This is a genomic window from Microbacterium fluvii, from assembly GCF_025515205.1.
Classification (GTDB): Bacteria; Actinomycetota; Actinomycetes; order Actinomycetales; family Microbacteriaceae; genus Microbacterium; species Microbacterium fluvii.
In genome coordinates this window covers 1,046,087-1,069,300 of record NZ_JAOPFX010000001.1, presented here as the reverse complement: position 1 = coordinate 1,069,300, position 23,214 = coordinate 1,046,087, and the positions used below count along the sequence as shown (strand labels likewise).

Genomic DNA, 23,214 nt, shown 5'->3' with positions numbered 1-23,214 from the left:
TAGACTGAAAACCGCCCTCCCGGGCACCCGTAGAACAAGGAGAAACCATGGCATTCACCAACGATGAGGTCCTCGCGGGTCTCGCCGAGCTGATCACCGACGAGACCGGCATCTCGGCCGACGAGGTCGCGCTGGAGAAGTCGTTCACCGACGACCTCGACATCGACTCGATCTCGATGATGACCATCGTCGTCAACGCCGAGGAGAAGTTCGGCGTGACGATCCCCGACGACGAGGTCAAGAACCTCAAGACCGTCGGCGACGCCGTCACCTACATCTCGTCGAACCAGGCGTAGCGACCTTCCGGTGGGGGCCCAGCCCCCACCGGCACACCCTGAGGGAACACCAGACATGAGCACACCCCGCATCGTCGTCACCGGCATCGGCGCCTCCAGCCCGATCGGCGGCACGGCCCCGGAGAGCTGGGCCGCGCTGCTGCGCGGCGAGTCCGGCGCGCGCACCCTCGAGTACGAGTGGGTCGAGAAGTACGACCTTCCCGTCACCTTCGCCGCCGAGGCCGCGGTGCGCCCCGACACCGTGCTCGAGCGCCCGATCGCCAAGCGTCTCGACCCGTCGTCCCAGTTCGCCCTCGTGGCGGCCAAGGAGGCGTGGCAGGACGCCGGCAGCCCAGAGGTCGATCCCGAACGCCTCGGCGTCGATTTCGCGACCGGGATCGGGGGCCTGTGGACCCTCCTCGACGGGTGGGACACGCTGCGCGAGAAGGGCCCGCGCCGCGTCATGCCGATGACGGTGCCGATGCTCATGCCGAACGCGGCCGCCGGCAACCTCTCGCTGCACTTCCACGCGCGCGCGTTCGCCCGCACCGTGGCCAGCGCCTGCGCATCGAGCACGGAGTCGATCGTCAACGCCGTGGAGCACCTGCGCGCGGGGCTGGCCGACGTCGTGATCGCCGGCGGCACCGAATCGGTGATCCATCCTGTGACGATCGCGTCGTTCTCGTCGATGCAGGCGCTCTCCAAGCGCAACGACGACCCCGCCCACGCGTCTCGGCCAGGCAGCATCGACCGCGACGGGTTCGTCATGGGCGAGGGCGCGGCCGTTCTGATCCTCGAGACCGAGGAGCACGCCAAGGCCCGCGGCGCCAAGATCTACGCCGCCGTCGTCGGCGGAGGCGTCACCGCCGACTCGTACCACATCACGGCGAACGACCCCGAGGGCACCGGCGCCGCGCGTGCCGTGCGGCTGGCCCTCGAGATGGCCGGCGCCTCGCCCGACGACGTGACGCACGTCAACGCGCACGCCACCTCGACGCCCGTGGGCGACCCGAACGAGTACGTCGCCCTCAAGAGCGTGTTCGGCGCGCGGATCGACGACATCCCGGTGTCGGCCACCAAGGCCTCCACGGGCCATCTCCTGGGCGGCACCGGCGCCCTCGAGGCGATCTTCACGGTGCTCGCGCTGCGCGACCGTGTCGCTCCCCCGACGATCAACATCACGACGCAGGACCCCGAGGTGCCCTTCCGCATCTCGGGCGAGACGCAGGCGCTCGGAGCGGGCGATCAGCTCGCGATCAGCAACTCGTTCGGCTTCGGCGGCCACAACGCGGTTGCGGCGTTCGCCTCGGTCTGATCGCCTTCACGACAGACGCCCCCGGTTCTTCGACCAGGGGGCGTCTGTCGTTTTCGGGAGGCGATTCGCTTTCCCGGTCTCCGGAGATCTCTCCGACGGCCGGTAATCGGGCCTCGCGCTCCCGAGGCCTTCGGGTCAGCCGACCTTGTGCAGCCAGACGACGGGGGCATCGTCGCTCGCGTGGCGGAACGGCTCGAGCTCCTCGTCCCACGCGGCGCCCAGCGCGACATCGAGCTCACGGGTGAGCTCGGCCATGTCGCCGGCCGCGATCTCCATGGCGTAGCGGATGCGGTCTTCGCCGATCACGACGTTGCCCGCGGCATCCGTCTGCGCGTAGTGGATGCCCAGGCTCGGGGTGTGCAGCCAGCGTCCGCCGTCGCTTCTCGGGGTCGGGTCTTCCGTCACCTCGAACCGCAGATGCTCCCACCCGCGGATCGCCGTGGCGAGGGCCGCACCGGTGCCGACCGAGCCCTCCCAGTAGAACTCGGCCCGACGACTGCCGGCGAGCACCGGCTGATCGGCCCAGTCGAAGCTGACGGCGCGCCCGAGAGCACGACCGACCGCCCACTCGAGGTGGGGGCACAACGCGCGTGGCGCCGAGTGGACGAATACCACTCCGCGCGCCTGAGGTGTCGCCATGATCTCTCCGTTTCGTCAGGTGCGTCTTCCCCTACGACCTGACCGGATGCGGATACGGCGATGTGCTGTTCGGTTGTGCTGCGCCCATTATGCCGGGCGGATGACGGGAATGACAAGCCTGTCATTCACGTAGGGCGGGCGGGACTTGAACCCGCGATCGTCGGGTTATGAGCCCGCTGCCTTGACCAGCTTGGCCACCGCCCCGCGCCACCGAGGTGACGCATCGAGCCTAGCGCGGGTCGCCGCGATCGCCGCGTCGACGCTCGGGCAGGGGCGGGTCCGGCCACACCTTCTGCACGGCCTCGGTGATGCGGATCGATCCCGTCTTCGGTGCGGCCGCGTCGCCGGGTCCGCTCCCCCGCTGAAGCGGCAGCTCCTGACTGTCTCCGATGACCTGAGGGTGATAGCGGGCGAGCTGGAACACCCCCCACGTGGCGATCGCCCCGCCGATCACGAAGCCGATGTAGGCCCACAGCGGCGCGTGAGCGGCCTCGCGCAGCACCGCGATGCTGATGATGATCGCGACGATCGGATCGATCACGGTGAGCCCCGCGATCACGAGGTCGGGCGGGCCGGAGGCGTAGGCGGTCTGCACGAAGTAGGCGCCCAGCGAGGCCGCGGCGACCACGCCGACGACGCACAGCAGCGTCAGCCACTCGAAGTTCTGGTGCTGGATGCGGCTGATGACCACTTTGGCGAGGGTGGCGACGAAGCCGTACATGACCCCGGCCGCGACGATGTAGAACAGCGCTCCGACCCGCGAGCGCAGCCACAGCCAGACCGACGAGAGCACGCCGATCACGAGCACCAGAAGGCCCAGCACGATGATCAGCTGCGTGTCGCTGACCGGCTCCTCGGTGGCCACGAGCGCGGCGATGGTGACGAAGATGAAGATGCCGCCGACGCACTGCACGATGGCGGTGATCGATCTGCGGGTCGGCGAGACCCCGCTGATGCGGGCGTTCAGCAGCGTCGTCACGACGAGGGCGAACGCGCCGATCGGCTGCACGACGATGAGCGGTGCGAAGGCGAGCGCGGAGAGCTGGCAGACGATCGCCAGCCCCAGCATGACCGTGCCGATCACCCACGAAGGACGGGTCAGCAGGCGCTTCAGCTGAGCGCCGGTGAGGCCCGCGGCGCCGGCCTGTCCGCTGAGCCGCTCGACCTTCGCGACACCGCGGTGCTGGTACTGCGCACCGAACGACATCAGGATCGCACCGACGAGGGCCAGGGGGATGCCGATGAGCAGTCCGGGGTTCTCGAAGACGCCGATGAGCTGATCGCCCACGTCGTCGATCACGCCCCCCGCACCCAGCATCACGCTTCGACGATACCTGCCGACCCCGCCGACTAGGCTCAAGGAGTGGCCGTTCTGCCGATTCGCATCATGGGCGATCCCGTCCTGCACGCTCCCGCCGACCCCGTGACCGAGGTCACCGACGAGATCCGCACGCTCGTCGCCGACATGTTCGAGACGATGGATGCCGCCCCCGGCGTGGGCCTGGCGGCACCGCAGGTGGGTGTCGGGCTCCGTATCTTCACGTACACCTACCAGGACGACGACGGCGCACCGTGGCGCGGTGTCGTGATCAACCCCGAACTGTGGATGCATCCGCTCGAGCCGGGCGCTCCCGACCCCGATGACGAGTCCGAGGGCTGCCTGTCGTTCCCCGGAGAGCGGTTCGGGCTGCGCCGTTCCGACCGCGTTCGGCTCACCGGCACCGACCTCGAGGGGGCGCCCGTCGAGATCGACGTCGACGGCTGGCGCGCGCGGATCCTGCAGCACGAGTTCGACCATCTCGACGGCGTGCTCTACATCGACCGACTCGACGACGGCGACTGGAAGACCGTGCAGAAGATCGCGCGCAAGCGCGGCTGGGGTCGCCCCGGCGCACAGTGGATGCCCGGCGTCGACGACATCGACGCCTGAGCCCCGATGACCCCCGCACGCCGGCGAACCGCTCTGGGCTTCGGCGTCGCCGTGGGCGTGCTGCTGCTGTTCGCCCTCGGCAGTGCGCTGGCCCCGGCATCCGTCGTCACCTCGCTGCCGCGCTGGGAGAGCGGCATCGACGCCCCCGAGGCGACGACCGCGCCCATCGAGCAGCCCGACGTCTCCGACGACGTGTCGGCGGTCGACGCCGATACCGACACGCTCAGCGACGTCGCGCTGACGGCGCTGGAGGTGTTGGCCGTCGTGGGAATCGGGGCCCTCGTCATCGTCGTCGTGGTGCGCCTGGCCCGCGGGATCGCGTCGCGCACGCCTCCTGAGGAGGAGGATGCCGCCGAGGAGCAGTCGGTCGATGCGGCGGCGGTCGCCGAGGTGGTGCGGCGCGCGCGGGCGAGCATCGAGGTCGACGACGACGCGAACCTCGTCGTGGTGCGCTGCTGGGAGGCACTGGAGGCGCTCGCCGCCGATGCCGGCATCCCGCGCGATGCCAGCCGCACCGCGTCGGAGTACGTCATCGACATGCTCGGCGCGCTCGAGGTGCCCGCCGGTCCTTCGCGGCGGCTGGCCGACCTCTACGCGACCGCACTGTTCTCCGACCATCACCTCCCCCGCACCGCCGTCGACGAAGCGGTCGCCTGCCTGACCGAGGTCGAGGCCGCCGTGCAGACCGGACGGGTGCAGCGATGAGGCGTGTCAGGCGGATGCTGCCGCTCTATCTGCTCGGCGGCGTCGTGGTGGCCCTCATCGGCGCGACGGCCTTCGCACTCATCGGCTTCGGCATCCGCTGGGATGCGTGGGCGCTCGCGGGCATGGGAGCGGGACTCGTGGTCTGGTTCTTCCAGCGGGTCTTCGTCGCGCCGGACGACCAGAGCGAACCGGCCCCGATGATGCCTCGGCGTTTCGGCGCGCTCGACGTCGACCGCCGCACCCGCGCGTGGGAGTCGCAGCTGCGCGGCTCGCAGGGCTCCAGGCCGATGACGGTCGGCGCCCTCCATACGGCCATCACGGCACTGGCCGACGAACTCGCCGACGGTCGGCCACTGCCGCCGACCGTCGATGCCTACGTGCGATCCGACCCCCGCCCGCTCAGCCGCGCCCGGCTGCGCACGATCATCAGGGAGCTGAACAGCCTGTGACCCCCACCATCCCCGAAGCCACGGCATCCTGCGCGCGCGTTCTCGACCAGGTCGAGCGTGCCGTCGTCGGCAAGCGCGGTGCGCTCGAACTCGTGCTCACCGCCGTCGTCGCCGGCGGCCACGCGCTGATCGAGGACTTCCCCGGCCTCGGCAAGACGCTCGCGGCGCGCAGCTTCGCGCAGGCGCTCGGGCTGGACTTCCGGCGCGCGCAGTTCACCCCCGATCTGCTGCCGGCCGACCTCACCGGCAGTTACGTCTACGACCAGTCACGCAGCGACTTCGTGTTCCGCCCAGGCCCGGTCTTCGCCGGGTTCCTGCTCGCCGACGAGATCAACCGCACGCCCCCGAAGACGCAGGCGGCTCTGCTGGAGGCCATGCAGGAGCGCCAGGTGACGGTGGAGGGCACGACGCACGCCCTGCCGAGCCCCTTCCACGTCATGGCGACGGCGAACCCGATCGAGACCGAGGGCACCTACCCGCTGCCGGAGGCGCAGCTCGACCGATTCCTGCTGCGCCTGCGGTTCGGCTACCCCGACGAGGACGCCGAGTGGGAGGTGCTGCGCCGGCGCATCGAGCGGCGGCGCGAAGAGGTGCAGATCGAGCCCGTGCTCGATGCCGAGGGGCTTCGGGGTGTTCAGGCGGCGGCCGAGGGCGTCTTCTTCCACCCCGAGGTGGGCCGCTACGCCGTCGCGCTGACCGCGGCGACCCGCCAGGACGGCTCGCTGCTGGTCGGCGCCTCCCCGCGCGGAAGCCTCGCACTGCTGGCCTGCGCCCGCGCCTACGCCCTGATCAGGGGCAGGGACTTCGTGACGCCCGATGACGTGAAGCTGCTCGCCGTTCCCGCCCTCGCCCACCGCGTCACGGTGCGCCCCGAGCTCTGGCTCAGCAATGTGAGCGCGGCCACCGTCATCGAGGGAGTCGTCTCGCGCGTTCCCGTTCCCACCCGGTACCTGCCGGACGCCTGAGATGCGCTACCGCCCCACCGCCGCACTCGTGCGGGCCGCCGTGCTGGCGGCCCTCGCGGTGATCGTCGCGGTGCTCACGGCACAGCCGCACCTGCTCGTGATCGGCGCTCCCCTCGTGGTCTGGAGCGTCATGAGCGTCTTCCGTCGGCCTCCCGCGGGCGAGGAGGCACCCCACGCCCGTCTCACGGCGCATCGGCTCGCGGTGGGCGAGACGGTGGAGCTGACGGCGCGCACGAGCGTCGCCGAACGCACCATCGATCTGCGGATGGACCCCGTGCTCGATGCCGTCTACCGGCCGCGCTGGGGCGCCGTGTGCGCCACCGACGAGCCGGTGCGCGTGCGCGTGCGCGCCACGCGCTGGGGGCGCATCGAGCTGCCGGCGCCGCAGGTGCGCGTGACCGACTCCTGGGGCATGTGGGCGGCGACCACGCGCATCCGCGGCGAGAACCTCGCCGTGGCGGTCGCGCGGGACGCGCCAGGTCGGGGCGACACGCTGCCGCATCCGATCGGCATCGCGGGGCTCCATCACAGCCCGCGACTGGGCGACGGCAGCGCGCTGGCCGACATCCGCCTCTTCCGTGCGGGCGACAGGCTCTCCCGCATCAATTGGCCGGTCACCGCCCGCACCGGCGGACTGCACACCAACGCGACCCACGCCGAGCGCGACACCGATGTGCTGGTCGTGCTCGACACCCTCTCCGACGCGACGACGGCGGACCTCGCCCCCGGCACCCCCTTCGCCTCGAGCCTGGACACCACGGTCGCCGCCGCCGTGGCGGTGACCGAGCACTATCTGCACCTCGGCGACCGCGTCGGGCTGCACGATCTGGGGCCGCTGGTCGGCTCGGTGCCGCCGCGCGCCGGGGCGCGGCAGTTCACCGCGCTGTCGGAACGGCTCGCGCACGCGCAGACCGGTGTCGACCCGTGGCCGCGTGCACGACCGGTCACACGACTGCGCCCAGGCACCTTCGCCGTGGTGTGCTCGGCGCTCCTCGATGCCCGCGTGCTCGACGAGATCGTACGGCTCGCGCACCGCGGCGCGACGGTCGTGGTCGTCGACACACTGCCCGCGGCCCTCGGCGCACCGCAGCCCGCCGCGGGGCGCGGCAGCCGAGGCCGCAGCATCTGGTGGGACGAGGCGTGGGCGCTGCGGCGCCTCGAGCGCGAGGTCGACCTGCGGCGCCTGCGCCGCCTCGGCATCCCCGTCGCCCCGTGGCAGGGCGTCGCCGCCGTCGCGGCGCTGGCGGCATCCCTCGCGGCGGGGCGCTCCGGTGCGCGCCTGCGACCGGGTGCGACCGTGGCGGGTGCGCCGTGAGCGCGCTGGCCGAGGCGGCGGCCGGCGCGCTCACGGCGGCACGACGACTGCCGCCGTCCGCGTGGTGGTGGCGCCTCGCCATGCTCGCCTGCGGGGGCGGCGCCCAGCTCTTTCTCGTGCTCCTGGATCCCACCCTGGTGCTGGCGGTCGTGGGCATCGTCGTCGTCGGGGTCGCCGTGGCCGTGCCACGCACCGCGATGCCGCTCGTGGCAGGCATCGTGCTGGTGATCCAGGCCGCCGCGATCGGCATCGGGCTGTGGCCGGCCGTGCTGCTGGCGGTGCTGCTGCTGGGCTGGCACCTCTGCGCGACCGCCCTGTCGTTCGGCCGCCCCTGGGCGCGCGTGTCGCGATCGGTGTGGCGGGCGCTCGGGGCACCCACGGCGTTCGCGCTGGCGGGCCTGGCCGTCTCGGCACTCGCCGCGTGGGGGGCAGGGATGCTGGAATTCGGCTCCGTCGCCCTGCTGACGATCGCCATGGCCGTGCTCGCCGCGGCGGGTCTCGTGGTCGTGCTCTGGCCGCCCGCTGACCAGACGCGCGAGTCGCGCCGGAAATGAAGAACGCCCCAGGGGTGGAGCCCTGGGGCGTTCGCTCCCCGGCTTGGACTCGAACCAAGAACCTGCCGGTTAACAGCCGGCTGCTCTGCCAATTGAGCTACCGAGGATCAGCCGCCGCCTCGCGGCGACAACTTGTCCATACTAGCAAAGCTCCGGAGTGCTCCGTGACGTCATGAGGAGACGAGTCGGGGGTCGGCGTCGCCGCTCGGAGTCCACAGCAGTGAGTCGGTGCTGCGGCCGGCCGCGATGACGTGCCCCGCGCGGATCACGATGACCTCGGCGTCAAGATCTGCCGAGACCGATGCCTCGTTCGAGACGATGAGTGTCGACATGCCGTAGTCGTCTCGGCGGCGCTGCACGGCCGCGCGCGCCGTTCGGCGCACCTCGACGTCCATGTTCGCGAACGGCTCGTCGGCGATCAGCAGCTTCGGCTGCAGCACGAGGGCACGCGCCAGGGCGACCCGCTGCCGCATGCCCGCGCTCAGCTCGTAGGGATATTTGTTCGCCGCCCCGAGCGGGAGCGAGAACTCGTCGAGCAGGGTCGCCACGCGCACCGCCAGCGCACGGCGGTTGACGCGGCGGTCGCGGCTGGTGATCGGGTCGGCGATGACATCGGCGACGGTGAGCCGCGCCGGCAGCGTCGCCCCCGCCGACTGCGGAAGGTATCCGGTGACGTAGGTGAGCGCGCGGATGCGGCGCCCCGGGCGACGCACGCGAATGCCCTCGACCTCGGCGTCTCCCCCGACGACCGTCACGCCCTCGTCCCTGTTGCCGGCGAGCACCCCCAGCAGTGTCGACTTGCCGGCCCCGGTCGGACCCATCACGACAAGAGTGCCCGCGTGCGGCAGTTCGAACGAGACGCCGTCGATGACCCTCGAGGCCCCGCCGCCGTGCGAGGCGCGCTCGATCGAGAGGTCACGGCAGCGGATCGCGACGTCGACGGCGCTGGATCGGTGCATGGCCCCATCCTGCCCGCTCGCGCGGAGGGTCGCCACCGTCAGTCCAGGGCGTCGGCGACGCTCTGGCGTTCTGCGTCGATGGCGCGCAGGCGCACCCGCACGTCGCGCCCCTCGGGCGAATCCGCCGCGAGCCGCTGGATCGACCCGAGAAGCTCGGTCTTCTCGCGCTCCAGCGCCCGCAGCAGGATGCGGCGGGCGAGGTCGGCGGCGGACGCCACGGCTTCGTCGTCGGTCAGCGCGGGAAAGTCGGCCGTCAGGAGTTCTGCCCCCAGCGAGCGATACGGCTCGCGCACGGCGTTGACCGCATCCACCGCCCACCCGGCGCGATCGCGGTCGGCCGCCGCCGCCACCGACTGGCGCACGGCGTCGAGGGCCGGGTAGCGCAGCGGCAGCGCCAGCGCCCGAGAGAGCAGTGCCGCGTCGATGCGATGCCCGAACTGCAGTGCCCCCATCAGCATTCCGCGCTCCAGCGCCGCATCGGCGGTGCGAGGCAGGTCGGCCAAGGTCACCCGCACGGCGACCTGCTCGGGGGCCGGCTCGGGCGCCGCCCGACGCTCGGGCTCGCCCGAGCGGGTCGCGGCGCGGCCGGCGCGCTGGATCGCCGAGGTCACCTCGGGCAGGTCGAGACCGAGCCGACGGGCGAGCACGCGTGCGTAGCCGGGGCGCAGCGCGGGGTCGCGGATGTCGGCGATGATCGGGGCGGCGGAGCGCAGCGCCCCTGCGCGCCCCTCGACGCTGGCCAGATCGAAGCCGGCGATGCGCTGGTCGATGACGAACTCGAACATGGGGACCTTCGTCTCCATGAGCGCGCGCACCGCCCCGTCTCCGCGCTGCAGTCGCAGATCGCACGGGTCGAGGCCCTCGGGAGCCACGGCGACGTAGGTCTGCGCCGCGAAGCGCTTCTCTTCGCCGAACGCGCGCAGCGCGGCCTTCTGTCCGGCGGCATCCGGGTCGAACGTGAAGACGACCTCGCCCGCGGCCGAGTCGTCGCCCATCACGCGCCGCAGCACCGTGATGTGCTCGGTGCCGAAAGCCGTGCCGCAGGTCGCGATCGCCGTCGTGATGCCCGCGAGATGGCACGCCATGACGTCGGTGTAGCCCTCGACGACCACGACCCGGTGGCTGCGCGAGATGTCGCGCTTGGCCAGGTCGAGCCCGTAGAGCACCTGGGTCTTCTTGTACAGCGGCGTCTCGGGGGTGTTGAGGTACTTCGGCCCCTGGTCGTCGTCGTAGAGCTTCCGCGCGCCGAACCCGATCACCTGACCGGTGACGTCGCGGATCGGCCAGACGACGCGCCCGCGGAACCGATCGTAGACGCCGCGCTGGCCCTGCGAGACGAGCCCAGCCGTGGCGAGCTCCTCGTCGCTGAAGCCCTGCGCACGCAGCGCATCGCGCAGCCCGTTCCACCCCTTGGGCGCATAGCCGACGCCGAAGTGGGCGGCCGCCCCCGCGTCGAAGCCGCGCTCGCCGAGGAACCGGCGGCCGGCATCGGCCTCGGGTGTGGCCAGCTGCGCGCGGAAGTACTCGGCGGCCGCGCTGTTTGCCGCGTACAGGCGTGTCCGCCCCGTCGTCTCGGGGGCCGCTCCCCCGTCTTCGTAGTGCAGCGTGAAGCCGATGCGCCCCGCGAGCCGCTCGACCGCCTCGGTGAACGAGAGGTGGTCCATCTTGCGGAGGAACGAGTACACGTCGCCCGATTCGCCGCAGCCGAAGCAGTGGTAGAAGCCGACCTGCGGACGCACGTGGAAGCTCGGGCTGCGCTCGTCGTGGAAGGGGCACAGGCCCTTGAGGGATCCGACGCCGGCCGATTTCAGCGCGACGCGCTCGCCGATGATGTCGCCGATGTTCGTGCGGGCCTTGACCTCTTCGACGTCGGCCTGGGCGATGCGCCCGGCCATCAGCGGGCGGCCTCGGTCGATCGGGGCGGCGGCGCCCAGATGCCGAGGGATGCGGCATCCACCTCTCCCACAAGGCGACCGTGCCATGCGATCGCGAGCTGGTCGGTGAGACTCGCCACCTGATCGACGATCGCGCGCCGGCGGGTCGTGTCGTCGGCGGCCGCGGCGAAGTCGGCGGCATGGAGGGGATCCAGGTGCTCCGGATGCTCCCACAGCGCCGTGGCGAGGCGCTTGAGAACGCGACGCTGCTCTTTGTAGAGCTCTCTGCGTCCGTCGATCGAGACGACGAAGGCGCCGATGATGCCCTTGAGCACAGCCATCTCGGCCTCGATGATGCGAGGCACGACGACGTGCGCGCGGTAGCGGGTCAAGACGGCCGAGGGGTACGCGTCGCGCGTGGCGGAGGTGGCCGCGCGGGCGAAGCGGCCGATGAGGTCGCTCGTGAGGTTCTTCAGCCGCGCGAGGGCGGGCCGAGTGCCGTCGAACGACGAGAACCACTCCGGCATGCGCATGAGGCGGTAGAGCGCGTCTTCGAGCTCGTCGCGGGCGAAGTCGAACCCGACCCAGGTCTGGATCGCGTACAGCAGCGCCTGATGCTCGCCCGCGTCGGCCAGTCGAGCGGGGTCGAGGTAGCCGTTGACGATGGCGTCTTCGAAGTCGTGCACCGAGTAGGCGATGTCGTCGGAGAGGTCCATGACCTCCGCTTCGATGCAGCGGACGCGCCCAGGGGCCCCCTCGCGCAGCCAGCGGAAGACGTCTTCGTCGTCGGGATAGACGCCGAACTTGAGCCTTCCTCCCGGATCGGGCAGGGGGCTGTCGGCCGTCCACGGGTACTTGCACGCCGCGTCCAGGCTCGCCCTGGTGAGATTGAGGCCGAAACTGCGGCCGGTGTCGTCGAGCACCTTGGACTCGAGGCGCGCGAGGATGCGCAGGGTCTGCGCGTTGCCCTCGAAGCCCCCGATGTCTTCTGCCCACTCGTTGAGAGCGCGCTCGCCGTTGTGGCCGAACGGAGGGTGGCCCAGGTCGTGACTGAGGCACGCGGTGTCGACGACGTCGGGCGACAGCTGCAGCGCCGTGGCGAGCTCGCGCCCCACCTGTGCGACTTCGAGCGAGTGCGTCAGTCGGTTGCGCGCGAAGTCGGCGGGGCTGGCGGGGCTGAGCACCTGGGTCTTCGCGGCGAGGCGGCGAAGCGCCGCGGAGTGCAGCACCCTCGCGCGGTCGCGGGCGAAGTCGTCACGCTGCGAACGGTGGCGCTCGGCATGGAAGCGCGCAGCGGAGTGCTCGTCGTAGCCGTCGGGGCGGGCGGCCGTGATCGCCTCGTCTGCCGCGATCCCCGAGCCTGCCGAACGGTCAGCCACCGCTGCTGTCGATCTCTGCTTCGGCGATGGCGCACGTCTCGGCCGCATCGAGCTCGCGCGACTCGAGCCACCGATCGGGCAGAGCCGGTCGCTTGGGCGTACCCGCGCGCCCGCGCTGACCCTCCGCCGCGGCCCCGGGGTAGGGCGCGTCGAGGTCGAGGGTCTCGATCAGCTCGTCGATCTCGGCCAGGCTCGAAGCCGTCGCGAACCGCGCACGGGTCTCACCGCCGACCGGATACCCCTTGAAGTACCACGCGACGTGCTTGCGGATGTCACGGCATCCGCGATCCTCGTCTTCGAAGAACTCGACCAGCAGCTCCGCGTGCCGCCGGAAGGCCGCCGCGACGAACCCGAGCGTCGCATCGACGGGGCGCGACTCGGCGCCGAACGCGGCCGCGAGCTCACCGAACAGCCACGGGCGGCCCAGGCACCCGCGGCCGACGACGACCCCGTCGCAGCCGGTCTCCGCCATCATGCGCACGGCGTCGTCGGCGCTCCAGATGTCGCCGTTGCCGAGCACGGGCACGCTCGTGATCGCCTGCTTCAGTGCCGAGATGGCCTCCCAGTCGGCATGACCGGAGTAGAACTCTGCGGCTGTACGGGCGTGGAGGGCGATGGCCGCGACGCCGGCGTCTTCGGCGATGCGCCCGGCGTCGAGGTAGGTGAGATGGTCGGAGTCGATGCCCTTGCGCATCTTGATCGTCAGCGGGATGCTGCCGGCGGCGGCCGCGGCGCGCGTGACGATCTCGCGGAACAGGCCTAGCTTCCACGGCAGCGCCGACCCGCCGCCCTTGCGGGTGACCTTGGGAACGGGGCAGCCGAAGTTGAGGTCGATGTGGTCGGCGCGGTCTTCTTCGACCAGCAGCCGCACGGCCGCCTCGGTCGTGGCGGGATCGACACCGTAGAGCTGGATGGAGCGCGGCTTCTCGGAGTCGTGGTGGGTGATCAGGCGCATCGTCGTGGCGTTGCGCTCGACGAGGGCGCGCGTCGTGATCATCTCGCTGACGTAGAGGCCGGCGCCGTACTCCCGGCACAGCCGCCGGAACGCCGTGTTGGTGATGCCCGCCATCGGCGCGAGCACGACGGGCGCATCGAGCGCGAGCGGCCCGATGCGCAGCGCGGGCGCGGTGGCGAGGGAGGTGGACATCCTGTCCATTCTCCCAGACGCGCGCGGCCCACGGCGTGCACGGCGGGGCCTATCGTGGACAACATGGCAGACACCCAGACTGTGGAGATCCGCGACATCCCGTTCCTGGCGGCCGACGGCGCCGAGAAGTCCCTCGCCGACTACGGCGACGGCGTGCTGCTCGTGGTCAACGTCGCCTCGAAATGCGGCCTCACGCCGCAGTACGAGCAGCTCGAGGAGCTGCAGCGCGCCTACGCCGACCGCGGGTTCACGGTCGTGGGCTTCCCGTGCAACCAGTTCATGGGGCAGGAGCCGGGCTCGATGGACGAGATCCTCGACTACTGCTCCGTCACGTGGGGGGTGAGCTTCCCCATCGCCGACAAGGTCAAGGTCAACGGCAGCCATGCGGCACCGCTGTTCAAGGCGCTGAAGAAGTCACGCAACCCCGAGGGCGCCAAGGGCCCGGTCATGTGGAACTTCGAGAAGTTCGTGCTCACGCCCTCGGGCGAGGTGCACCGCTTCCGCCCGCAGACCAAGCCCGACGACCCCGAGATCGTCGCCGTGATCGAGGCGAACCTCCCCCGTTAGGCGACCGACTCCGCGTCGGAGGGGTCGGCGGCGCGCTCGGCCCACAGCTGCCGCACGATCTGCGCGAACGCGTCGGCCGGCTGGGCGCCGCTGACGCCGTACTGCCCGTCGATCACGAAGAACGGCACGCCGTTGATGCCGTAAGCGCGGGCCTGGGCCTGGTCGGCGCGCACGGCGTCGGTGTACGAGCCGGTCTCGAGCGCGGCGCGCGCGGCGTCGGCGTCGAGCCCCACCTCCGCGCCGAGCACGACGAGTTCGTCGACGCGACCCAGGTGGCGGCCCTCGGTGAAGTAGGCCGACATCAGGCGCTCCTTCAGCTCGTGCTGAAGACCCTGCTCCTTCGCGAAGTGCAGCAGCTCGTGCGCCTTGACGGTGTTGGTGTGCTTGAGCAGGTCGAAGCGGTACTCCAGGCCCGCCTCCGCGGCCACGCCCGTGACGCGCTCGAGCATCTGGGCGACCTGATCGCGCGGCATCCCCTTGTGCGTCGCGAGGAAGTCCAGCTCGTCGCCGTCGAAGTCGACGGGCGTGTCGGGCGAGAGCTCGAACGAGTGGAAGGTCACCTCGACCTCGGGGGCGTCGTCATCGGCGGATGCTGCCGCCAGCCCGCTCTCGAGATTGCGCTTGCCGATGTAGCACCAGGGGCAGGCGATGTCGCTCCACACGTCGATCTTGATGGCGTCCGTCATGACATGTGCAACCTCTCTGCGCTCGGGCTCTATTCCCGCACGCTCATGAATCGCTCGGCGCATCGACGGCACCGCCGAAGCGCCGACTTCGCGCGAGGTAGATCTCGATCGCGCGCCAGAGCTCTTCTCGGGAGAAGTCGGGCCACAGCGTGTCGAGGAACACCATCTCGGCGTACGCCGACTCCCACAGCAGGAAGTTCGACGTGCGCTGCTCGCCGCTGGAGCGCAGGAACAGATCGACGTCGGGCATATCGGGCACGTACAGATGACGCCGGATGAGCTTCTCGGTGACGGCCGACGGCTTGAGGCGTCCGGCCGCGATCTCGTCGCCGATGCGGCGCACGGCGTCGACCAGCTCGAGCCGCCCGCCGTAGTTCACGCACATCGTGAGGGTGAGCACGTCGTTGCCGGCGGTGAGCTGCTCGGCGAACTGCAGCTCCTTGATCACCGAGCCCCACAGGCGGGGCTTCCGCCCCGCCCACCGCACCCGCACGCCCCATTCGTTGAGCTGGTCGCGCCGGCGGTGCAGCACGTCGCGGTTGTAGCCCATGAGAAAGCGCACCTCTTCGGGCGAGCGCGCCCAGTTCTCGGTCGAGAACGCATACACCGACAGGTTCTTGACGCCGGCTTGCACCGCCCCGGCGACGACGTCGAGCAGCACCTCCTCGCCGGCCTTGTGCCCCTCGACGCGAGTGAGGCCGCGGCGGTTCGCCCACCGTCCGTTGCCGTCCATCACGATGGCGACGTGGTTCGGCACACTCCCCTTGGGAAACGACGGCGGGTACTGCCCCGTCCAGTCGAGCGGGCGGTAGGGCACGGCGTCGCGGTGCGTGTAGGGCTTCGGGGTCATCGCGGGCCCTCCGGGGCGCTGACATGGGCGAGCGAGCGGATGCCGCGCTCGAGGTGCCACTGGGTGTAGGCGGCGACCAGGCCCGACGCGGCCGCCGTCGAGGCGGGAGTGGCAGCATCCACGCCGTCCCACTCCCCCGCCATGAGCGACGTGAGCAGGTCGACGGTCGACCGGTCGACGCGAGCGGCGCCGACGGGTGTGCAGTCGCCGCAGACGAGCCCGCCCAGCTGCGCGACGAACGCCGTGTGCAGACCCGGCTTGCCGCACCGCGCGCATTCACCGAGGCCCGGCGCCCACCCCGACAGCGCCATCGCCCGCAGCAGATACGAGTCCAGGATGCTGCGGGCGGCGTGATCCCCGCGGGCGAGCGAGCGCAGTCCGCCGACCAGAAGCAGGTACTGCTGGGGGGTGGCCTCCGCCTCGTTGAGCCGGTCGGCCGCCTCGACCATCGCGTGGGCGGCCGTGTAGCGGTCGTAGTGCACCGCGATGTCGGCGCCGTACGACCCGAGCGACTCGGCCTGCTGGATGATGTCGAGCGAGCGCCCCTGGTAGAGCAGCACGTCGGCGACCATGAACGGCTCAACCCGAGCCCCGAAGCGCGACGACGTGCGCCGCACCCCCTTGGCGACGGCGCGCAGCTTGCCGTGGCGGCGGCTGAGCATCGTCACGATCCGGTCGGCTTCACCCAGCTTGTGGGTGCGCAGGACCACGACCTCGTCGCGGTAAGTGGGCACACTCGATTATCCCCGCCCTTGCGACAATGGGAGGCGTGACCGAACCGCTCTTCGTCATCCCGCTGTGGGCAGATCTCATCGCCGTCGGCCTCGGCGGCGTGCAGGGCGCCCTCTTCGCCTCCGGATTCACCGGTCAGCGCCGGCTCGATCTGCTGGGGGTGACCATCATCGGCATCGTCGTGGGCATGGGCGGCGGTCTCATCCGCGACCTGCTGCTGAACACGACGCTGAACACGCTGCAGAACAACTGGTATCTGCTCACGGCGATCCTCGCAGCTCTCGTCGGGATGCTGCTGGCCGGGCTCTTCCAGCGGCTCAACCGCCTGATCATCGGGCTCGACGCCGTCGTGATCGGCCTGTTCGGCGCCTTCGGCACCAGCAAGGCGCTCGCCGTCGGGCTCCCGCTCGTGCCCGCCGTGTTCGTGGGCGTGTGCGCGGCGGTCGGCGGCGGCATCCTGCGCGACGTCATCATGGGGCTGCCGGTGGCCATCATGCACGTCGGCTCGCTCTACGCCGTCGCGGCGGGTGCGGGGTGCCTGGTGCTGGCGGTCGCCCACGCGCTGGGCGCGCCACTCGTGGCGGCGGCCATCGTGGGAGGCTCTGTGACGACGATCATCCGGCTGCTGGCCGTGATGTTCGACATCTCGCTGCCGGAGCAGCGGCGCCTGTATCGCCGCAAGGTCGCGGTGGAGACCGCGGCGATCCCGATCGTCAAGCCCTGAGGCCCCCGCACCCGTTTCGTCTCGGCGCTGCGCGCCTCGCTCAACGCCCGGCAAGCCGCACCCGTTTCGTCTCGGCGCTGCGCGCCTCGCTCAACGCCCGGGGAACAGCAACCCGGGCGTTGAGCGAGCGCAGCGAGACGAAACGGCCCGACCGTCAGACGGCGGCGAGCTCGCGCGCGGCCTCGCGGGTGCGGATCGCGCGGTTGACGGCCGAGACGATCGCCTTGAGGCTCGCCGTGGAGATGTCGCCGTCGATGCCCACGCCCCACAGGCGCTCGTCGTCGACCTGCAGCTCGACGTAGGCCGCAGCCTGCGCGTCGCCGCCGGTCGAGAGCGTGTGCTCGACGTAGTCGTACAGCGAGATGTCGAACCCACGGGCGCGCACGACCTCGAGGAACGCCGAGACCGGTCCGTTGCCGGTGCCGACGGCATCCGTCCGCTCATCGCCGTCGCGGAGCGTGACTTCGAGCGTGACCTCTCCCGACATGTCGCTCTGCGTGCGGGTCTTCAGCAGCTCGAAGCGGCCCCACTTGTCTTCGTGCACCGTGGAGGGCAGGTACTCGTCGGTGAAGATCGACCAGATCTCGTCGCTGGTGACCTCGCCGCCCTCGGCGTCGGTGCGCGTCTGCACGACGCCCGAGAACTCGATCTGGAGCTTGCGCGGCAGATCCAGCGCGTGGTCGGTCTTCAGCAGGTACGCGACACCGCCCTTGCCCGACTGCGAGTTGACGCGGATGACGGCCTCGTACGAACGCCCCAGGTCTTTCGGGTCGATCGGCAGGTAGGGAACGGCCCACTCGATCTCGTCGACGGTGACACCGGCCGCGTCGGCGCGGGCCTCCATGGCCTCGAAGCCCTTCTTGATGGCGTCCTGGTGCGATCCGCTGAAGGCGGTGAAGACGAGGTCGCCCGCCCACGGGCTGCGCTCGTGCACCGGCAGCTGGTTGCAGTACTCGGCGGTGCGCTTGACCTGGTCGATGTCGCTGAAGTCGATCTGCGGGTCGATGCCCTGCGTGAACAGGTTGATGCCCAGGGCGACCAGGTCGACGTTGCCTGTGCGCTCGCCGTTGCCGAACAGGCATCCCTCGATGCGGTCGGCGCCGGCCATGTAGCCGAGCTCGGCGGCGGCGACGGCGGTGCCGCGGTCGTTGTGCGGATGCAGCGAGAGGATGATGTTCTCGCGGTGCGCCAGACGCCTGCTCATCCACTCGATCGAGTCGGCGTAGACGTTGGGGGTGGCCATCTCGACCGTCGCGGGCAGGTTGATGATGACCTTGCGCTCGGGCGTGGGCTCGAAGACCTCGATGACCTGGTTGCAGACGTCGAGGGCGAACTCCAGCTCGGTGCCGGTGTAGCTCTCCGGCGAGTACTCGTAGAAGACCTGGGTCTCGGGGACCGTCTTCTCGAACTCGCGGCACAGCCGGGCACCCTCGAGGGCGATGTCGATGATGCCCTGCCGGTCGGTGCGGAACACGACCTCGCGCTGCAGCACGCTCGTCGAGTTGTACAGGTGCACGATGGCCTGCTTGGCCCCGCGGATGGATTCGTAGGTGCGTGCGATGAGGTGCTCGCGGGCCTGCGTCAGCACCTGGATGGTGACGTCATCGGGGATCAGGTCCTCTTCGATGAGCTGCCGCACGAAGTCGAAGTCGGTCTGGCTCGCGCTCGGGAACCCGACCTCGATCTCTTTGTAGCCCATCCGAACCAGCAGATCGAACATGATGCGCTTGCGCTCGGGGCTCATCGGGTCGATGAGAGCCTGGTTGCCGTCGCGGAGGTCCACGGCGCACCACCGAGGTGCCACCTCGATGCGCTTGTCTGGCCACGTGCGGTCGGGCAGATCGACGCGGATCTGCTCGTGGAACGGCCGATACTTGTGGATCGGCAGTCCGGAGGGCTTCTGGGTGTTTTCCATGTCGTCGCTTCTTTCCTCGCCCCGAGACAGGGCTGGCATTGTGCCGGATGATGCGGGCCAACGAGAAGCTCCGCGACGAGGAAGGCCCTAGAACGAGGTCTCGTCGCGGCGGCTAAGAAGGAGGAGCCCGCCGAAGCGCATGAGCCGATGGTAACAGGCTTCCCGGGGTGCGGGCGAGACGACCGGGGCCTGCGGGACACTCGAACGGTATGAGACCTCTGCGCAGTGCGTCCCTCTCGGCGGGCGTCGTGGCCCTCGCCCTCGCCCTCGCGGGGTGCGCGTCGGGCGCCGACTCCCCTGCCTCCGGCACCCCCACCGACGTCGCGCTGGTGCCCCCGGCGGGCGAGGTGATCGGCCAGGGCACCGTGATGGACCGCGGCGGCGAAGTCGAGATGTGTCTGGGCGCGGTCGCGGAGTCGTACCCGCCGCAGTGCTCCGGCATCCCGCTCGAAGGCTGGTCGTGGGAGGGCGTCGACGGCGCGGAGTCGTCGGGCGAGACGACGTGGGGCGCCTACGCCGTGCAGGGCACCTACGATCTGCAGACCTTCACCGTGACCGCCGCGCCGGTGCTCCTCGCCCTCTACGACCCGATGCCGATCGACGATCCCACCGGCGGGGTGGACGGCCAGACGGATGCTGCGCGCCTCGCCGACGTGCAGACCGCGGTCACCGACGACCTCGCCGGCCTCGGCCTCGTGGCCGCCTCCACCGACCGCGGGTACGTCTGGGCCGACGTCGTGTGGGACGACGGCGGGCTGCAGGCCTGGGCCGATCAGACCTACGGCGATGACGTCGTCGTGGTGCGCTCGGCGCTGCACGAGGTCGGCTGAGGGGTCGCCGCCGGTTCGGCGGGCCACTAGCCTGTCGGCCAGGGCGTTCGTGGGGAGCGCCGGGGCGGGGGCGCCATGTTCGCGACGGCGGAGCGGGCTTTCGAGTTCGTCGTGCTCGCCGGAGCGTTCCGCGATCCGCGCGGTCGCGGCTTCATCGCGGAGTTCTTCCCGGCTTCGGTCGCGGCGCTCTACGACGCCGTCACGGCCGATCCGCGCTGGAGCACCGCCGCCACCCTCGCCGACCAGGCCCTCGTGGTCGCCGGCGTGCTCGACGAGCGCCCCGACCTCGCCGCGGCCTATCAGGCCGACGTCGACGCCGGCGAGATGGGCTTCGGCGCCGGCGAAGACGAGGAGGTCGACACTGCGATCGCACAGGTCGAGCGCGCGCTGACGCCCGTGTCGGCCGGTGCGGAGGTGCCGCCCGCTCCCGCGCCGCCGGCGTCATCAGTGCCGCCTCCGCCGCCCCCGGAGGCACCGCCCGGCGATCCCGATGCCGACCTCATCCGCAGCTGGCTCAACGCCGAGCTCGACGACCCTTCGGCGCCCGTGCAGGTGGAGGCGGCCCGCATCCTCTCCGTCTTCTTCGGCGAGCGCAGCGACACCGCCGTCGCGGCCGCTGCCGCCGCCGTGCCCCTCCCCGTCGGGGCGAGCACGATCGACCTCACCGTCGAGATCTCGAGCGCCGACTTCACCGTGCCCCCTTTCGCGCAGCAGCTGCGACTCAGCCGCGACGGCACCTCGAACCGGGCGCTGTTCGAGATCACCGCGCGGCACGAGGGCCCCTCGACTCTCACGGTGATCGTGTCTGCGTCGGGCAACTTCGTGCAGCGCCTCGACATCACCTTCGACGTGGGCACCGACGCCGCACCCACGGCGCTCGGCCGAGGGCGCCCCGCGGCGGCGGCGGCCGTGCTCGATGCGCGCACGGCGTCGCTGCAGGTGACGCCCGCCGACTGGGGCTACGAACTCATCGCGCGGCAGGTGAGCCCCGATCCGATCCGCATCGAGATCACCCCCGTGCAGTTGGCCGCCCGCATCGACGCCGTCCGGGCGGTGCTGCTGGCGGCGGTGAAGAAGAGCCACGTGGCGCTGGAGATGACCATTCCGCCCGAAGACAATGCGGCGCTGCTGGCCGATCTCGCCTTCGCCGGCTACCGGCTCTACCAGGCCGTGTTCGCCGGCAACGAGGCCGGCGCCGAGCTGCGCGCCGTCGGCGACTGGCTGCGCGGGCGGCTCGCCGAGGGCGTCTCGACCCTGCAGGTCGTCTCGACGGGCTTTCCGGTGCCGTGGGCGCTCATGTATCTGACCGATCGGTTCGACCCCGCGGCGCTGACGTGGGACGCCTTCGTCGGCATGCGCCACATCGTCGAACAGGTGCCGCTGGTGCAGCTCGACACCGTGCCTCCCCCACCGGCGATCGCATCGACGCCGGAGCTGACCGTGCGCGCCGTCTACAACGAGACGATCGACCAGCAGATGCCGTCGAAGCCGATCGCCGCGCAGCGCGCCTACTGGCACGATCGGGGCGTCGCGCTGACCGAGGGCACGACCCGCGCCGACCTCACCGCGGCACTGTCGCCTCCGCCTCAGATGCCGTGCTCTATCTCTACTGCCACGCCGAAGCATCCGCCGCCGACACCGACGCCTCCCGTCTCATCCTCACCGGCTCCGAGAGCCTCACCCTCGGCGAGCTCGAGGTCTATGCGCCGACCGGCGACCGGCTGCCGGGGCATCCGCTGGTGTTCATCAACGCCTGCGAGTCGGGCGAGCTGACTCCGCTGTTCTACGGCGGATTCGTGTCGTACTTCCTCGCGAAGGGGGCCAGGGGCGTCATCGGCACCGAGTGCAAGACGCCCGCGCTGTTCGCGAGCGAATGGGCCAAGGCGTTCTTCGACGAGCTGTTCGCCGGCACGCCGCTCGGCGAGACGGTGCTGACGCTGCGGCGGCGGTTCCTCGCCGACCACGCCAACCCTCTCGGGCTGCTCTACGGCGTGCACTGCGACGTCGACACGGTCGTCTCTCCCGCCCTTCCCGCCCGCTGAACCGAGGACCCCATGGCACTGCGACGCATCCCAGGCACCGACCGCGAGTACCACCTGATCGCCTACGACGCGCACGGTCACGAGCAGCCGGACTCCGACGGCACCATCGCGAGCGAGGCGGCGCTCGCCGCGATCGCCGACCCCGCGCGGGCGATCACCGACGTGTTCGTCATCAGCCACGGGTGGCAGGGCGACTATCAGGACGCGATCGCCCAGTACGACCGCTGGGTGGGAGCCGGCGACCCCGACACGGCCGACGACGGCGTGCGGCCCCTCGTGATCGGAGTGCACTGGCCGAGCAAGGCGTGGAGCGAGCGCACCGTCGCCGCCGCGCCGAGCGGGCTACTCGGCGACGAGTCCGACCCCGAGGCGATCACCGTCGACGAGGCGGTCGACGAGTACGCGGCGATCCTCGACGCGAGTGCGGAGGTGCGTGCGGCCCTGCACACCGTCATCGCCCACGCGGCCGACATCGATCCCGAGCGGGATGCGGCAGCATCCGACGCGCTCCCGCCCGACGTCGCCGATGCCTACCGCTCCATCGCCGAGAGCCTGGGGGCGGGCGGGGACGAACCGCTGCTGGGATCGGGGTGGGATGCGGGGGCCGTGTTCGACGAGTCCGCCGCCGAACAGGCGGATGCCGATGGCCTGCTGGGCGACGGGTGGTTCCGCAAGCTCCGCGAGGCCGTGCTGACGCCACTGCGCCAGCTGACCTTCTGGCACGCCAAGAATCAGGCGCGCGAGTTCGGCGAGACCGGCGCCGCGCAGCTCGTGCGGGCCATCATGGCGGCGAGCCCCGCACGCGTGCACCTCATCGGCCACAGCTTCGGCACGGTCGTGGTCTCGGGCGCGGTCCGAGGCGGCGGCGAGGTCGCGTCGCCCCCGCCGCGGCCCGTCGACTCGCTGCTGCTCGTACAGGGCGCCGTGTCGCTGTGGGCGTTCGCCGACCACGTCCCCGCCCACATCGGGGGCGGGCGCGGCTATTTCGCCGACGTCGTGACGCCCTCGTTCACCGCGGGCCCGATCGTCGCGACCCGCTCGAAGTGGGACTACGCGGTGGGGCGCTTCTATCCCCTCGCGGTCGCCCTGGCCGGTCAGTACCTGCTGGGCGACGACCTGCCCACGTACGGCGGCATCGGCACGTGGGGCATCCAGGGTGTGCCGGGTGCCGTCGAGCTGCCGCCGCTCGAGCCCGGTTCGCGATCGGATGCCGTCGACTTCGCCGACGCGACGGTCTACAACCTCGATGCGGCCCTCGTGATCGATCGACTCGATGGGGCTTCCGGCGCCCACAACGACCTCGCCCACGACGAACTCGTGCAGCTCGCGTGGCGCATGGCCCTCCGGGCCGACTAGACCGGG

At 71.2% G+C, this 23,214-nt stretch carries 23 protein-coding genes and 2 tRNA genes; 13 read left to right on the top strand and 12 right to left on the bottom strand.

The window, feature by feature from the left end; translation table 11 throughout:
• Positions 1–47 precede the first annotated feature (47 nt).
• Together OAW74_RS04925 and OAW74_RS04920 are read left to right on the top strand one after the other, a co-directional pair.
• The gene (locus OAW74_RS04925; protein ID WP_065570643.1) at positions 48–296 is read left to right on the top strand and encodes an acyl carrier protein; all 249 of its coding nucleotides are present in this window, start codon (positions 48–50) and stop codon (positions 294–296) included.
• 55 nt (positions 297–351) lie between these two features.
• The gene (locus tag OAW74_RS04920) at positions 352–1,590 is read left to right on the top strand and encodes a beta-ketoacyl-[acyl-carrier-protein] synthase family protein (RefSeq protein ID WP_262873210.1); all 1,239 of its coding nucleotides are present in this window, start codon (positions 352–354) and stop codon (positions 1,588–1,590) included.
• 135 nt (positions 1,591–1,725) lie between these two features.
• Here the strand turns inward: OAW74_RS04920 and OAW74_RS04915 are convergent, their stop codons facing one another.
• The 3 genes from OAW74_RS04915 to OAW74_RS04905 all read right to left on the bottom strand — a co-directional run bounded on the left by OAW74_RS04915 (position 1,726) and on the right by OAW74_RS04905 (position 3,547).
• Positions 1,726–2,229, bottom strand: coding sequence for a DUF3145 domain-containing protein (locus OAW74_RS04915; RefSeq protein ID WP_262873209.1), 504 nt, complete (start codon positions 2,227–2,229; stop codon positions 1,726–1,728).
• A 130-nt stretch (positions 2,230–2,359) separates the two neighbouring features.
• Positions 2,360–2,433 (bottom strand) — tRNA-Ile (locus OAW74_RS04910).
• Between the two features lie 25 nt (positions 2,434–2,458).
• On the bottom strand, positions 2,459–3,547 hold the full coding sequence (locus tag OAW74_RS04905) for a multidrug DMT transporter permease (RefSeq protein ID WP_262873919.1): 1,089 nt from the start codon (positions 3,545–3,547) through the stop codon (positions 2,459–2,461).
• Between the two features lie 45 nt (positions 3,548–3,592).
• Between OAW74_RS04905 and def the strand changes: the two genes are divergently transcribed.
• Genes def through OAW74_RS04875 form a run of 6 tightly spaced genes read left to right on the top strand, consistent with a single transcriptional unit; the run spans position 3,593 to position 8,147 of the window.
• Positions 3,593–4,159, top strand: a complete 567-nt coding sequence (def, locus tag OAW74_RS04900) for a peptide deformylase (RefSeq protein ID WP_262873208.1) — start codon at positions 3,593–3,595, stop codon at positions 4,157–4,159.
• Between the two features lie 6 nt (positions 4,160–4,165).
• Complete coding sequence (locus OAW74_RS04895) at positions 4,166–4,864, top strand: DUF4129 domain-containing protein (protein ID WP_262873207.1); 699 nt, start codon at positions 4,166–4,168, stop codon at positions 4,862–4,864.
• On the top strand, positions 4,861–5,313 hold the full coding sequence (locus OAW74_RS04890) for a hypothetical protein (protein WP_262873206.1): 453 nt from the start codon (positions 4,861–4,863) through the stop codon (positions 5,311–5,313). Before OAW74_RS04895 ends, OAW74_RS04890 begins: the two co-directional genes overlap by 4 nt.
• Complete coding sequence (locus OAW74_RS04885; RefSeq protein WP_262873205.1) at positions 5,310–6,278, top strand: AAA family ATPase; 969 nt, start codon at positions 5,310–5,312, stop codon at positions 6,276–6,278. Before OAW74_RS04890 ends, OAW74_RS04885 begins: the two co-directional genes overlap by 4 nt.
• A 1-nt stretch (position 6,279) precedes the next feature.
• Positions 6,280–7,593, top strand: a complete 1,314-nt coding sequence (locus OAW74_RS04880; protein WP_262873204.1) for a DUF58 domain-containing protein — start codon at positions 6,280–6,282, stop codon at positions 7,591–7,593.
• A complete protein-coding gene (locus OAW74_RS04875; RefSeq protein WP_262873203.1) occupies positions 7,590–8,147 on the top strand; it encodes a hypothetical protein in 558 nt (185 codons plus the stop codon). Before OAW74_RS04880 ends, OAW74_RS04875 begins: the two co-directional genes overlap by 4 nt.
• 34 nt (positions 8,148–8,181) lie before the next feature.
• Here OAW74_RS04875 and OAW74_RS04870 read toward each other — a convergent pair.
• The 5 genes from OAW74_RS04870 to dusB all read right to left on the bottom strand — a co-directional run bounded on the left by OAW74_RS04870 (position 8,182) and on the right by dusB (position 13,506).
• A tRNA-Asn gene (locus OAW74_RS04870) sits at positions 8,182–8,254 on the bottom strand.
• A 63-nt stretch (positions 8,255–8,317) separates the two neighbouring features.
• On the bottom strand, positions 8,318–9,106 hold the full coding sequence (locus OAW74_RS04865; protein WP_262873202.1) for an ATP-binding cassette domain-containing protein: 789 nt from the start codon (positions 9,104–9,106) through the stop codon (positions 8,318–8,320).
• A gap of 38 nt (positions 9,107–9,144) precedes the next feature.
• Entirely contained in the window at positions 9,145–11,001 is a 1,857-nt protein-coding gene (gene dnaG, locus OAW74_RS04860; RefSeq protein WP_262873201.1) for a DNA primase, read from the bottom strand.
• A complete protein-coding gene (locus OAW74_RS04855) occupies positions 11,001–12,359 on the bottom strand; it encodes a deoxyguanosinetriphosphate triphosphohydrolase (RefSeq protein ID WP_378733384.1) in 1,359 nt (452 codons plus the stop codon). Before OAW74_RS04855 ends, dnaG begins: the two co-directional genes overlap by 1 nt.
• Positions 12,352–13,506 (bottom strand): tRNA dihydrouridine synthase DusB, encoded by a 1,155-nt coding sequence (gene dusB, locus OAW74_RS04850; protein WP_262873200.1) that lies wholly within the window; start codon positions 13,504–13,506, stop codon positions 12,352–12,354. Before dusB ends, OAW74_RS04855 begins: the two co-directional genes overlap by 8 nt.
• 63 nt (positions 13,507–13,569) lie before the next feature.
• Between dusB and OAW74_RS04845 the strand changes: the two genes are divergently transcribed.
• A complete protein-coding gene (locus tag OAW74_RS04845; protein ID WP_262873199.1) occupies positions 13,570–14,073 on the top strand; it encodes a glutathione peroxidase in 504 nt (167 codons plus the stop codon).
• Here the strand turns inward: OAW74_RS04845 and OAW74_RS04840 are convergent.
• From OAW74_RS04840 to recO, 3 genes are read right to left on the bottom strand one after another with little or no spacing between them, the layout of a single operon-like run.
• Positions 14,070–14,759: a DsbA family oxidoreductase gene (locus OAW74_RS04840; protein ID WP_262873198.1), complete on the bottom strand. Its 690-nt coding sequence runs from the start codon at positions 14,757–14,759 to the stop codon at positions 14,070–14,072. The two genes, OAW74_RS04845 and OAW74_RS04840, sit on opposite strands and share 4 nt — an antisense overlap.
• A 43-nt stretch (positions 14,760–14,802) precedes the next feature.
• On the bottom strand, positions 14,803–15,609 hold the full coding sequence (locus tag OAW74_RS04835; protein ID WP_262873197.1) for an isoprenyl transferase: 807 nt from the start codon (positions 15,607–15,609) through the stop codon (positions 14,803–14,805).
• Positions 15,606–16,343: a DNA repair protein RecO gene (gene recO, locus OAW74_RS04830; RefSeq protein WP_262873196.1), complete on the bottom strand. Its 738-nt coding sequence runs from the start codon at positions 16,341–16,343 to the stop codon at positions 15,606–15,608. Before recO ends, OAW74_RS04835 begins: the two co-directional genes overlap by 4 nt.
• A gap of 35 nt (positions 16,344–16,378) precedes the next feature.
• On the opposite strand from recO, the gene OAW74_RS04825 reads away from it, so the two are divergent.
• Positions 16,379–17,065 (top strand): trimeric intracellular cation channel family protein, encoded by a 687-nt coding sequence (locus OAW74_RS04825; RefSeq protein WP_262873195.1) that lies wholly within the window; start codon positions 16,379–16,381, stop codon positions 17,063–17,065.
• 154 nt (positions 17,066–17,219) lie between these two features.
• Here the strand turns inward: OAW74_RS04825 and leuA are convergent, their stop codons facing one another.
• Positions 17,220–18,980 (bottom strand): 2-isopropylmalate synthase, encoded by a 1,761-nt coding sequence (gene leuA, locus OAW74_RS04820; RefSeq protein ID WP_262873194.1) that lies wholly within the window; start codon positions 18,978–18,980, stop codon positions 17,220–17,222.
• Positions 18,981–19,189: 209 nt separating this feature from the next.
• Here leuA and OAW74_RS04815 point away from each other — a divergent pair, with 209 nt between their 5' ends.
• The 3 genes from OAW74_RS04815 (at position 19,190) to OAW74_RS04805 (ending at position 23,208) form a co-directional block, all read left to right on the top strand.
• Complete coding sequence (locus tag OAW74_RS04815; protein ID WP_262873193.1) at positions 19,190–19,810, top strand: hypothetical protein; 621 nt, start codon at positions 19,190–19,192, stop codon at positions 19,808–19,810.
• Between the two features lie 1,286 nt (positions 19,811–21,096).
• Entirely contained in the window at positions 21,097–21,852 is a 756-nt protein-coding gene (locus tag OAW74_RS04810; RefSeq protein WP_316250205.1) for a CHAT domain-containing protein, read from the top strand.
• A 12-nt stretch (positions 21,853–21,864) separates the two neighbouring features.
• Positions 21,865–23,208, top strand: a complete 1,344-nt coding sequence (locus OAW74_RS04805; RefSeq protein ID WP_262873192.1) for a hypothetical protein — start codon at positions 21,865–21,867, stop codon at positions 23,206–23,208.
• Positions 23,209–23,214 lie beyond the last annotated feature (6 nt).